Source organism: Nocardia brasiliensis NBRC 14402 (genome assembly GCF_000308475.2).
GTDB classification, from domain to species: Bacteria; Actinomycetota; Actinomycetes; order Mycobacteriales; family Mycobacteriaceae; genus Nocardia; species Nocardia brasiliensis.
The window spans coordinates 37329-48777 of record NZ_BAFT02000088.1 but is presented as its reverse complement, the minus strand read 5'-3'; the positions used below and the strand labels follow the sequence as shown (position 1 = coordinate 48777).

Annotated in this window: 12 protein-coding genes; 5 read left to right on the top strand and 7 right to left on the bottom strand. The window is 69.0% G+C overall.

The window, feature by feature from the left end; genetic code table 11:
• The 3 genes from TY25_RS30805 to TY25_RS30795 form a co-directional block, all read left to right on the top strand.
• On the top strand, positions 1–203 hold a 203-nt coding region (locus tag TY25_RS30805; protein ID WP_042261995.1), incomplete at its 5' end, for a sensor histidine kinase.
• Between the two features lie 51 nt (positions 204–254).
• Positions 255–881: a LysE family translocator gene (locus TY25_RS30800; protein WP_042261992.1), complete on the top strand. Its 627-nt coding sequence runs from the start codon at positions 255–257 to the stop codon at positions 879–881.
• Positions 882–958: 77 nt separating this feature from the next.
• The gene (locus TY25_RS30795) at positions 959–2419 is read left to right on the top strand and encodes an NAD(P)/FAD-dependent oxidoreductase (RefSeq protein ID WP_052383293.1); all 1461 of its coding nucleotides are present in this window, start codon (positions 959–961) and stop codon (positions 2417–2419) included.
• A 113-nt stretch (positions 2420–2532) separates the two neighbouring features.
• Here the strand turns inward: TY25_RS30795 and TY25_RS30790 are convergent, their stop codons facing one another.
• The 4 genes from TY25_RS30790 to TY25_RS30775 all read right to left on the bottom strand — a co-directional run bounded on the left by TY25_RS30790 (position 2533) and on the right by TY25_RS30775 (position 5469).
• Complete coding sequence (locus TY25_RS30790) at positions 2533–2943, bottom strand: RNHCP domain-containing protein (protein WP_042261988.1); 411 nt, start codon at positions 2941–2943, stop codon at positions 2533–2535.
• Positions 2944–2952: 9 nt separating this feature from the next.
• Entirely contained in the window at positions 2953–3333 is a 381-nt protein-coding gene (locus tag TY25_RS30785) for an RNHCP domain-containing protein (protein WP_042261986.1), read from the bottom strand.
• 208 nt (positions 3334–3541) lie between these two features.
• The gene (locus tag TY25_RS30780; RefSeq protein ID WP_063602776.1) at positions 3542–4828 is read right to left on the bottom strand and encodes an MFS transporter; all 1287 of its coding nucleotides are present in this window, start codon (positions 4826–4828) and stop codon (positions 3542–3544) included.
• On the bottom strand, positions 4828–5469 hold the full coding sequence (locus TY25_RS30775; RefSeq protein WP_042261983.1) for a GntR family transcriptional regulator: 642 nt from the start codon (positions 5467–5469) through the stop codon (positions 4828–4830). The genes TY25_RS30780 and TY25_RS30775 overlap by 1 nt, the downstream gene beginning before the upstream one ends.
• 190 nt (positions 5470–5659) lie before the next feature.
• Between TY25_RS30775 and TY25_RS30770 the strand changes: the two genes are divergently transcribed.
• Entirely contained in the window at positions 5660–6670 is a 1011-nt protein-coding gene (locus tag TY25_RS30770) for an alpha/beta hydrolase (RefSeq protein WP_081869209.1), read from the top strand.
• Positions 6671–6869: 199 nt separating this feature from the next.
• Positions 6870–7976, top strand: coding sequence for an alanine dehydrogenase (gene ald / locus TY25_RS30765; RefSeq protein WP_014984108.1), 1107 nt, complete (start codon positions 6870–6872; stop codon positions 7974–7976).
• A gap of 51 nt (positions 7977–8027) precedes the next feature.
• Here ald and TY25_RS30760 read toward each other — a convergent pair whose 3' ends face one another.
• The 3 genes from TY25_RS30760 to TY25_RS30750 all read right to left on the bottom strand — a co-directional run bounded on the left by TY25_RS30760 (position 8028) and on the right by TY25_RS30750 (position 11448).
• Complete coding sequence (locus TY25_RS30760; RefSeq protein WP_014984109.1) at positions 8028–8552, bottom strand: Lrp/AsnC family transcriptional regulator; 525 nt, start codon at positions 8550–8552, stop codon at positions 8028–8030.
• Between the two features lie 93 nt (positions 8553–8645).
• Entirely contained in the window at positions 8646–10040 is a 1395-nt protein-coding gene (locus TY25_RS30755) for an amidase (protein ID WP_042261981.1), read from the bottom strand.
• A 127-nt stretch (positions 10041–10167) separates the two neighbouring features.
• Entirely contained in the window at positions 10168–11448 is a 1281-nt protein-coding gene (locus tag TY25_RS30750; RefSeq protein WP_042261978.1) for an enolase C-terminal domain-like protein, read from the bottom strand.
• Position 11449: the final 1 nt, after the last annotated feature.

Genomic DNA, 11449 nt, shown 5'->3' with positions numbered 1-11449 from the left:
TGGTCCCCGGTATCCCGCTCGACGATCTGCCGCATATCTTCGACCGTTTCTACCGCTGCACCAACGGTCGCGGTAAGCCCGGCCACGGACTCGGCCTTGCGATCGTCAAACAGGTGGCGGACCTGCACGGGGCCACGGTGACCGCGCAGTCCGCGCACGACGGTGGGGCGATTTTCCGGTTCCGCTTGCCGCCCGCCGACTGACCAGGCTTCTACCGGCTCGCCACCGTCCTCGCGCACTGCGAGAATCGGCCCATGCCGGTTGATCAAAGTCTGTTGCTCGCCTTCGTGGCCACCACCTTCGTCGCGATGATCACGCCGGGGCCGGACATGCTGTTCGTGCTGGGGTGCGGGATGCGCGGCGGGCCCCGGGCCGGGCTGTACGCGACCGCCGGGGTGGCGACGAGCGAGGCCATCCACATCGCGGTCGCCGCGGCCGGGCTGGCGGCGCTGTTCGCGGCGGTGCCCGCGGCCTTCACCGTGGTCCGGATCCTCGGTGCCGCGTATCTGATCTACCTTGGGGTGCAGGCGATCCGGAACCGGGGCAGTCTGCCTACCGATGAGCGCGAAGTCGGTGTCTCGGCGCGGAAGGCCTATCTGTCGGGGCTGCTGACCAACCTGCTGAATCCGAAGATGGTGACGTTCACCATCGCGTTCCTCCCGCTGTTCATCGACCCGTCGCTCGGCCGGATCTGGCTGCAGTTCGCGATTCTCGGCGCGATCATGATCGTGCTGGAGTTCCTGGTGGACGGTGCGGTGGGGGTGCTGGCGGGCCGGATCGGCGGCTGGCTGCGGCGCCGGCACGCCGCGCGGCGGCGCATCGAGGTGGCCACCGGCGGCATCTTCATCGGACTCGGCGTGCGGCTCGCGGTGCAGCGGTAAGGCTCATACCCACGGGGGACACGGGATTCGCACCGCGGTGTGAGGCGCATCGCCGACGGCGTGCTTAACGTCGAAGCATGACGCAGAGGCGGGTAGACGGGCGGGCGAAAGCGATCGTGATCGGCGGTGGGATCGCGGGGTTGCTCGCGGCGCGCGTGCTGGCCGAACACTACACCGAGGTGCTGGTACTCGACCGTGATGTCGAGCCGGGGCCGGGAGTTCGCCGCCGCGGTGTGCCGCAGACCTTCCATCTGCACCAGATGTTGCCGCGTGGGGAACAGGTCCTGGAACGCCTGCTGCCGGGTTTTCTCGACGATGTGTTGCGGCTCGGCGCATTTCCGTTGGCGGAGGCGACGCTGACCTGGACGAACCGGTACGGGACGATGACGATGCCCAGCCCGGAGCAGGGTGCCTTCTACAGCAGAGGGCTTGTCGAGCAGGCGATTCGCGACCGCGTACGCGCGATCGAGAACGTGCGCTTCGGTTATGAGCGGCAAGTCGTCGAACTCGTCGCGGCCGGGGACGGTACGCGGATCACCGGCGTGCGCTGCCGAGGCGACGTATCCGGGGCGACGACGACTCTGTCGGCGGATCTCGTTGTCGACGCGAGCGGGCGGTCGTCGAAACTCCCGCAATGGCTTTCGCAGCTCGGATTTCAAGCGCCGCCGGACGAGACGGTCACCTCCGGCATCGGGTACAGCACGCGCTACTACCGGGTGCCGCGGGACCGGCCTGCCGTACCGGCCCTGGTGGTCATCGAAAACGACTACCGGACAGGCAATCCCGCCGGCGGGGTGTTGAAACGGATCGAAGACGACGTCTGGAGCGCGTGCCTGTCCGGTATCGGCGGGCAGTATCCGCCCGTCGACGCCGCGGGGTTCGACGCGGGACTCACCGAACTGATCAATCCGGCCATGGCCGAAGCGCTCTGCGGCGCAGAGCCGTTGACCGCGCCGCGCGGGTTCCGGATTCCGGTTTGCGTCCGGCGGCACTACGAGCAGATGACGCGGTGGCCAGCCGGTCTGCTGGTGCTCGGCGATGCGATGTGCACCGTCGACCCGATCTACGGGCAGGGGATGACCGTCGCGGCGATCCAAGCCGAGGCGGTCGCGGAATATCTGGCCGAGGAGCACGGGCCGGGCGGTGAACTCGACATGCTCCGGCGGTTGCAACAGGCGTCCTATCCGGCGTGGTGGCTCAGCGCGCTCGAAGACCTGCGCTGGCCCGGGGTCGTGCACAATGGGCCCGCGTTCGCGCGTATCCCACTGCTGCACAAGTACTTCGACCTGGCGCTGGAGCGGATGACCCAGCAGTTCACAGGTGACGGTACGGCGTTCGACCCGACCTTCCTGACCTTCTTCGCCATGACCGGATTGATCGCCACACCGGCCGACGTGGTCAACGAGACCATGCTGAAAGCGCTGCTGAACGGCGCGGACACCGACGCGCAGCGGGCGCTGCGCGCCGAACTCGCCGCGTACGGCGACGACATCGGCACGGTGCTGGCCGAAGCCGTCGCCTTCGGCGCGCAGCACTGACGGGTCCTGCGCCACAGCGGCCGCACACTGGCTTGTCGCGTGACCGGCCGGTGCGTGGAGTCGGTGGCAGGCCAGGGTGGCGCTCGCCCGGGAGGGGAGCGAGCGCCACCCGGTCACAGCGCGCGCAGCGCTCGGTGGCCGATTCGCGGGTCGGCCAACGGGCGCAACGCTATTCGCATCAGTGCGCGTGCGTTGTCGTCGCCGGCGATGCGGTTCGTCTTCAGTGCGCCGCAGGGGAGGCACTGGTGGACGAGCAGCCATTCGCCGTCGTCGCGGGTGCACATGCTGACCGCGACCATCCGCCCGCGGCAGGTCGCCGCCCGATCGCCGGGCACCCGCCCGTCCACGTGGCGACTGGACAGGCAGTGCGGGCAGTGGTTGCGGTGCGCGGTGCCGGGTGCCGTGACGGACACGTCCATCCGGCAGCCGACGCAGCGGAACGACTCGCCGGATTCGCCTGCGCGGCCGTGCAATACGTGTTTGGCCCGCTGTGGCCGGCGGGCCGCCGGTTTGCGTCGTGGCATGGCGCACCCCTACAGATCGCCGAAGACTTCGAGCGGGAAGGGTGGCTCGGCGAGCGGCCGGACGGCCATCCGCATCAGGATGAGCTGGTTGTCGTCGCCGCACACGGGATGCAGCGCCAGTTCCTGGCAGCGGGTGCAGCGGTGGACCACGGCCCATTCGCCGGTGCGCAGCACGGCGATCGACAGCGGAGCCATCCGGGCCCGGCAGTCGGAGGTGCCACCCTCGATCTGATCATGGGTGTGCCGGGAACTCAGGCAGCTCGGGCAGTGATTACGCCAGCTGTTGTCCGGCGCGAGCGTCGCCACGACGAGGCCGCAGCGGACGCAGGTGAAGGTGTCGGTCCGCAGCGCTGCGCTGGGTCCGGAATTGGGCGAAGTGTTGTCTGACACTCGGATTACTCCTCGGCTGTTGATTGATGCAGTGACAGCAGGAGCAGGCCGAGCGCGCCTCGAAAGTGCTAGCGGCGTTCAGCTGTACGTGCGCGACGGCAACCGATGCGGCTACCGCCGACGCCTCGAGGCGCGCGCGGCGCAATCCGGGGCATAGACACCCTCTCCGCCGGCGGACCGGCTCTGATCGAAGTTCACGACGCTGTACTCAGCGCCGAGAAACCGTAACAACGCCCACCCCCGATCCGCCATCGGTTTTGCCGATGAGCGAACCGGTGCGGTAGTTGACGGCTACCAGGGCGAGGCAGGCCAGGGCGGCGAGGGTGGCGACGGCGAACATGGCGGGGTAGGTGAAGGCGGCGGATTCGTGGAGGGAGGCGAGCAGGGCGGGGACGCCGAAGCCGAGGTAGCTGACGGAGTAGAAGACGGCGGTGAGGCCGGCGAGGTCGTCGGGTCGGGCGATGCGTTCGATCTCCTGGAGGCCGGCGACGAGGCCGATACCGTAGCCCGCGCCCAGGACGACGGCGACCGCGAGCGTGGCCCAGAAGGTGAGCGCGCCGGAAGCCCAAGTGGCCGTAACCATTCCGCCGGTGACGAAGAGCAGGGAGACGACCGCGGCCCGGGCGGTGCCGGGTTTGTCGATCCGGCGCGCGACGGATTGGATAGCGAAACCACAGCTCAGGGTGATGACGCAGATGAGCGCGGAGAAGGCGATCGGTGCGCCGCGCAGATGCGGGGCCATCAGGGCGGGCATGATCGCGTAAGCCGTGCCGGCGGAGGTGAACAACCACAGGGCGACCGGCAGGATGACATAGCGGAAGCGCCGGTGTCCGGCCGCGGGCACCTTCAGGTCGTCGCGCAACCGGCCGGGGTTCGCCTGCGGCATCACGGTTTCCGGCACCCGGGTCACCCACACGGCGGCGATCAGGCACAGCGCCACGTTGATCAGGTAGGCGAGCTCGTTCGGCCACGGCGCCCACTGGGCGAGCGCACCGGCCAGGCCCGCGCCGACCGCGAAGCCGCCCGTCAAACTCATTGCCGAACGACGCGCCCCGGTGCCGCCGGGCTGCGCGGGACCGAACGGCGGCTGGGCGAGTTCCTTGAGCCAGCTGCCGCCGACGGCCATCGCGAGACCCAGTGCGACGCCGCACAATACGCGTCCGGCGGCGAGCATCGGCACCGACGCGGAGCCGAACGCCAGCAGCAGCGCGCCCGCGGCACTGATCAGCGGGGCGGGCCGCAGCAGCGCGCGACGGCCGTACCGGTCCGAGAGCGGACCGCCGATCAGCAGGGCGGGCACGATACCGAGCACGTAGTAGAACAGCAGCAGGTCCACGGTGGTGGCGGGCAGCCCGTGGTTCTTGTACATCACCAGCAGCGGCGTGAATTCGTTTCCGCCCCAGGCGATCGCGAACATCGTCGCGGCGACGCCCCACCACTGCCGCGAGGTGACGCGGGTGGACGTGGGCGGGGCGGTGGTGGTCGAGGCGGCCATCACAGTCCCTTCAGCTCCAATTGGTGCACGCCGGACAGATGTTCGGCGAGCGCGCCCGCGAAACGCTCCACCGCACCGGTTTCGATCAGTTCGGCGAGGTGGGCGTGCTGCTCGATGATTCGATCGATGTCGATCGGCCCGCGACGCAGCGCGACGCTGTTCATCCGGCGCTGCCGTTCGCGCAGCGAGTCGTAGAAGCTCGCGAGCAGCGGGTTGCCTGCCGCGATGACATAGGAGCGATGAAAGTCGGTGTCCACCAACGCGAATTGGTCGAGGTCACCGGCGGCGGCCAGTTCGCGCTGGCGGTCTAGCGAGTGGCGCATCTGGGTCGTCAGCGCGCTTCGGTCGGTCGACGCGAGGGCGCGCACGGCGGCGGCTTCCACCACGTAGCGGGCATAGGCGACGTGTTCGGCTTCGTCGGGCGGGATCGGCACGACCAGGGCGCCGCGTTTCGGATAGAGCTTCATCCACCCTTCGGTCTCCAACCGCAGGAAGGCCTCCCGGACGGGCGTGCGTGACGTGCCGAGGTCGGCCGCGATCTCACCCTCGCTGATCAGCTCGCCACCGGCCAGCGTGCCGGTGAGGATGCGCTCCTTGACCTCGCGATAGGCCTGCTCGGCCGATGAATACGTCTTAGACACAAGTTGTATCCTAGGGGTGACTGACGGCTAACCGACTGTGAGGTTTGTTACTGCGCGCCGGGCTGCTTCGACGCACACTGCTCGAACTCTGTTCCAGCAGGACCGGCGCACACCGCGCGAACCGGTCGGCCGCGCCGACCGGCGGCGGCCCGGACCGCGTCGCCTCTCGTCAGCAAGGACGGTACGAACCTTGTCCCTCGGCCTCTCGCTTCGTGCTGCCGCATCCCGGTCCGTCGGCTGTCTGGTCGCCGTGCTCGCGCTGGTGCTGATGTCGCTCTCGCTCACGCCCGCCCCGGCCCGCGCGCAACCGCAAGCGGTACTCGACCACATCGAGCCGAAATCGGATCGCTGGGCGGAGGTGTTCGTGCGCTCGCCCGCGATGGGCCGGGTGATGCAACTCGACGTGCTGCATCCGGTGGCGGGCACCGCACCGCATCCGACGCTGTATCTGCTCGACGGCGACGGCGCCACCGACCAGGAGGCGCAGAGCACCTGGACCCGCAAGTCCGACATCGTGCAGTTCTTCGCGGACAAGACCGTCAACGTGGTGATGTCCGTCGGCGGGCCGGGGTCCTTCTATACCGATTGGTTGCGCGATGATCCGAAACTCGGCCACAACCGGTGGGAAACGTTCCTGACGCAGGAGTTGCCGCCGCTGCTGGACCGGCTGCTGGACGGCAACGGCCGCAACGCGATCGCGGGAGAGTCGATGGGCGCGCAGGCCGCGGCGACGCTGGCGTTCCGGCATCCGGCGCTGTATCGAGCGATGGCCGCCTACAGCGGTTGCTTGATCTCCGACAAACTCGATCAGGCGACGGTGCGGTCGGCGGTGACGATCAAGGGCGGCGACCCGGACAACATGTGGGGGACCCGCAGCGACCCGGAGTGGGCCGCCCACGATCCGAGCAAGCACATCGAGGAACTTCGCGGCAAGCAGATCTATCTCTCGACGGCCAGCGGTGTGCCGGGCCGCGCCGACTTCACCTACGACCCGACCGCCGACTATCCCGAGGACACGTTCAACTCGATCGTGCTGGAGTCGCTCGCGCACGACTGCACCACCGAGTTCGATGCGGACCTGCGCGCGCACGGCGTCCCGGCGACCGTCCGCTACACGGACTTCGGTACGCACTCCTGGCCGTACTGGCAGGCCGCGCTGCACGACTCGTGGCCGATCTTGGCTCAGGGTCTCGACGGCTGAGCAAGCAACTGTGCCGAAGATCATGCGGATGAGCCCCCCAGGGCCAGGTCTTGTTTGATGATTAGTCGAGCTGTCGGGCCAATTCTAGAATTATCTTCATAGATCTAGACCTGATCTTGCATGATCTTCATAATTTTACCTGTAACGGTCCACATCATGCGGATCGACTATCGACCGACATCGACATTCAGGAGCGCAGGTGAAGATCGGGGTACCCCGCGAGGTCAAGAACCACGAGTATCGGGTGGCGATCACCCCGGCCGGTGTGCACGAACTCGTCTCCCGCGGGCACGAGGTGTACATCGAGACCGGCGCCGGTCGTGGCTCCGCATTCGAGGACGAGGCCTACACGGTCGCGGGCGCGCGCATCCTGCCCACCGCCGACGAGGTCTGGGGCACAGCGGAATTGGTGCTCAAGGTCAAGGAGCCGGTCGCCGAGGAGTACGGGCGCATGCGCGAGGGGCAGGTGCTGTTCACCTACCTGCATCTGGCCGCCTCCAAGGAGTGCACCGACGCGCTGCTGAGCTCGGGCATCACCTCGATCGCCTATGAGACCGTCACCGCCAAGGACGGCTCGCTGCCGCTGCTCGCGCCGATGAGCGAGGTCGCGGGCCGGTTGGCCCCGCAGGCCGGCGCCTACCACCTGATGCGCAACGGCGGCGGTCGCGGCGTGCTGATGGGCGGTGTGCCCGGCACCCCGCCCGCGAACGTGGTGGTGATCGGCGCGGGCGTTTCCGGCGGCAACGCGATCAACATCGCGCACGGCATGCGTGCCGAGGTGACCGTGCTCGACCTGAACATCGCCCGGCTGCGGGAGATCGACGCGCAGTACAAGGGTCAGGTGCGCACGATCATGTCCAACCGCCTGGAGATCGAAAAGGCCGTGCGTCAGGCCGATCTGGTGATCGGCGCGGTGCTGGTGCCGGGCGCGAAGGCGCCGACGCTGGTCTCCAACGACCTTGTCGCACAGATGAAGCCGGGTTCGGTGCTGGTCGACATCGCGATCGATCAGGGCGGTTGCTTCGCCGATTCGCGGCCGACCACGCACGCCGAGCCCACCTACCGGGTGCACGAGTCGGTGTTCTACTGTGTCGCGAACATGCCCGGCGCGGTGCCCTACACCTCGACCGTGGCCCTCACCAACGCCACACTGCCGTACGTGGTTTCGCTGGCCGAGCGCGGCTGGCGGGACGCGGTCGCGGCGGACCGCGGCCTCGCCGACGGCCTGAGCACCCATGCGGGCGTGCTGCTTTCGGAGTCCGTGGCGGCCGCGCACGGTTACGTCGCGGAAAGCCTGGTGGCCTGAGTCGGGACCGCAGTGCGCAGGGCGGCCGGCCGGTGGGGCCGGCCGCCCTTGTCAGCCCTGGGTATTCGTGCGCGGGCGCATGTGCTCGAAGATCAGGATCGTCTCGGTCGAGGCGACCGCCGGATGCTCGCTGAGATTGTTGAGCACGAACCGGCGCAGCTCGTCGGTGTGCGATGTGGCGACGTGGATCAGGTAGTCGTCGGCGCCCGCGATGAAGTACACGTTGAGCACCTCCTCGAATTCCGACATCTGCTCGCCGAACTCGGCGAGTTGCTGACGTGCGCTGGCGCGCAACCGCACCGCGATCATCGCCTGCAGGCTGCGGCCCAGCGCGGCCGGATCGATATCGGCGTGAAATCCGCGAATCACCCCGCGCTCCACCAGGGCTCGCACCCGGCCGAGGCAGGTGGAGGGCGCGATGCCCGCGGCCGCGGCGAGCGCATTGTTCGTCATACGCCCGTCGCGGGCGAGGTTGTCCAGCAGGATCCGGTCGATATCATCGATCGGGACACCGGCAGGCGGGTGCACCAGCTGAGCCGGTGCGCCCCCGCCGACGGGTGATTCACTCTTACGCATGCCCCGACGGTACCGAATTTTCTTCGCGAGTCTATCGGTTGTTTGAATTATCTTCGTAACTAGCCGGTCGCGCGGCGGCCTGCCGGGCGGTGTTCAGGCAGGTGGGCGCGGGTGCGGCCGAGCCTGCTCCAGTTGCGCGGCCACCGCCAGAATCGTCGTTTCACCGTTGCTCGGCCCGACCAATTGCACCGCCAGCGGCAGCCCGTCCGCACCGACACCGGCGGGCAGCGAGGCCGCCGGGTGGCCGGTCACATTCCAGAGCGCGGTGTAGGCGATCATCGGGATGGAGGCGAGCTGCGCGCCGATCGTGTTCGCGCCGTCGAGCACGCCGATGTGCGGCGGGCGACCCGCGAGCGTGGGGGTGAGCAGCAGGTCGCAGTCGGCGAAGACGCGATCGGCCTTGCGCGCCAAGGCTTCTCCCTGACGAATCGCCCAGTCGAGGACCGGGCCGCGCGCCCAGGCGCCCATCCGGACCGTCTGGCGGGTGCGGCGTTCCAGGAACTGCGGATGCTCCACCTCCGCGGCTTCGGCGCGGACGCCGCCGAAGAACTGCGGATAGAACGCGTGCGTGGATTCGTGGTAGCCGGGATCCACCTCGAAAACCGAATGTCCCAGTTCGGTAAGCAGTTTCGCGGTGTCCCGGACCGCGCGCACGTGCTCGGGGTCCGGTTTCGCCAGCGGCGTCACCGATTTCGTGCTGTAGCCGATGCGCAGGGGCGCGCCGGGCTCCCGGGCCGCCTGCTCGAACGAGCGGGCGGGTTCGGGCGCGGTGAACCGGGCGCCGGGCACGTTGCCGCGGATCACGTCGAAGACGATCGCGGCATCGAGCACGCCGCGGGCCAGCGGGCCGAGCACGCCGAGGGTCAGCCAGAGATGGTCGCTCGGGGCCACCGGCACCCGGCCGCGCTGCGGCTTCAGCCCGAACAGGCCGCAGCAGGCCGACGGGATCCGGATCGAGCCGCCGCCGTCACTGCCCATCGCGACCGGGACCAGGCCGGCCGCGACCGCGGCGGCCGAACCGCCGCTAGAACCACCCGTGGTGCGGGTCCGGTCCCAGGGATTACGGGTCACGCCGAAGGTGCTCGACTCGGTGAACGGCCACTGCCCGAACTCCGGCATGGTGGTCTTGCCGACGATGATCGCGCCGGCCGCGCGCAACCGGCGGATCACCTCCGCGTCCGCCCGCGCGGGGGAGGTATTGGCCCGGGTGCCGAAGCTGGTCACGAAACCGGCGATGTCGATCTCGTCCTTGACCGCGATCGGGATGCCGTGCAGCGGGCCGACCGGACCGGCGGCCCGTTCCCGATCCCGCTCGACCGCTTCGGCGCGGGCCTGCTCGTGGAAGACCCGGGTGAACGCGTTGAGATCCGCGGCGCCGTCGATGCCGTCGAGGGTGGCGGCCACGAGTTCCCGGCTGGACAGCGCCCCCTGTTCGAGTAGTTCGCGCTGCTCGACCAGACCCGTGGCGACGACGTCCTGGAGATCCATCTGCTTTCCGCTCCTCTCGGATCACACCGCGGCGTGACCAGTGCGATCCAGCCGTCGTGCCGAAGACACGACAGTAGATAGTCGAATGACCATTCCGCAATGAATACGGCCCCGGATCGCAAGGAGTTCAGTACTTCGGCGAACCAGGCGGGTGATATCCGGGGACCGCGACACGCATGGCCGCGACGTCGTCGCGCTCGCGCATGGCAGGCAGTTCCTGCCACCGCCGATGCAGCCGGGCCAACGCGTCGCGGTCGAGTTCGACGCCCAGGCCCGGAGTGTCGGTGACGGTGAGCGCGCCGTCGGTGAAGCCGAACGGTTCGGTGATGACGTCCTCCGGCTGCCACGGATAGTGCGTGTCGCAGGCGTAGTCGAGGTGCGCGACGGTGGCGGCGACCTGGGTCATGGCGGCCAGGCTGATGCCGAGGTGGGTGTTGGAGTGCATGGAGATGCCCTTGCCGTAGGCCTGGCAGACCGCGGCGAGCTCGCGGGTGGCGTGCAGGCCGCCCCAGAAGTGATGGTCCGACAGCACCACCTGGACCGCGTCGGCGTCGAACGCGGGGCGGATCTCGGCGGTGGCCGTGACGATCATGTTGGTGGCCAAGGTCATTCCGGTCCGTCGGTGCAGTTCGGCCATGTCGGCGAGGCGGGCGGTGGGATCCTCGAGATATTCCACGACGCCCGTGAGCTGCTCGGCGACCGCGGTCGCGGTGGCGAGCGACCAGCCGCCGTTCGGGTCCAAGCGAAGGGGATGGCCGGGAAACGCCTCGGCCAGCGCGCGGATCGCGGCCACCTCGGCCGCGGGCGGCAGCACACCGCCTTTCAGCTTGAACGAGCGGAATCCGCCTCGGGCGCTGAACATCTCGGCAAGCCGGACCACGCCGGCCGGATCGAGCACCTCACCCCAGTCGTCGGACGGCGCATCGGGCATCGGGTGCTCGGCCCACTTGTAGAACAGATAGCCGGAATAGTCGACGCGATCGCGAACCTTGCCGCCGAGCAGCGCGTGCACGGGCAGGCCCAGCTCGCGGCCGAGTGCGTCGAGTGCGGCGGTCTCGAAGGCGGACAGCACACTGAGCCGGACCTTGTCCGTGGTGAGGGTGCCGCGCAGTCCGCCCGCGATCGGATTGGCCGCCAGCACCTGGGTATCCGGCCGGTCGCCGTCGAGCAGCCGGAGGGCGTTGACTGCGGTCACCGGCAGGCCGATCAGGCTCGGCGCCGCCGCGGCCGCGCGGGCGAGATACTGCCGGTCGCCGTAGGTCTCGCCGAGACCGACCGTGCCGCTGTCGGTTTCGAGTTCCACGATCAGTCGCGGCGTGTACGGCTGGTGCACGCCGCCGACATTGAGCAGCGGCGCGTCGGCGATCAGGATGGGGGTGAGGCGGATGTCGGTGATGCGGCTGGACATG

Bases quoted from the DNA above. Each gene is read 5' to 3' on its own strand.
- TY25_RS30760 (WP_014984109.1), bottom strand. From the start codon at position 8,552: ATGCGTAAGAGTGAATCACCCGTCGGCGGGGGCGCACCGGCTCAGCTG.
- TY25_RS30800 (WP_042261992.1), top strand. From the start codon at position 255: ATGCCGGTTGATCAAAGTCTGTTGCTCGCCTTCGTGGCCACCACCTTC.
- TY25_RS30795 (WP_052383293.1), top strand. From the start codon at position 959: ATGACGCAGAGGCGGGTAGACGGGCGGGCGAAAGCGATCGTGATCGGC.
- TY25_RS30750 (WP_042261978.1), bottom strand. From the start codon at position 11,448: ATGTCCAGCCGCATCACCGACATCCGCCTCACCCCCATCCTGATCGCC.
- TY25_RS30780 (WP_063602776.1), bottom strand. From the start codon at position 4,828: ATGGCCGCCTCGACCACCACCGCCCCGCCCACGTCCACCCGCGTCACC.
- TY25_RS30755 (WP_042261981.1), bottom strand. From the start codon at position 10,040: ATGGATCTCCAGGACGTCGTCGCCACGGGTCTGGTCGAGCAGCGCGAA.
- TY25_RS30790 (WP_042261988.1), bottom strand. From the start codon at position 2,943: ATGCCACGACGCAAACCGGCGGCCCGCCGGCCACAGCGGGCCAAACAC.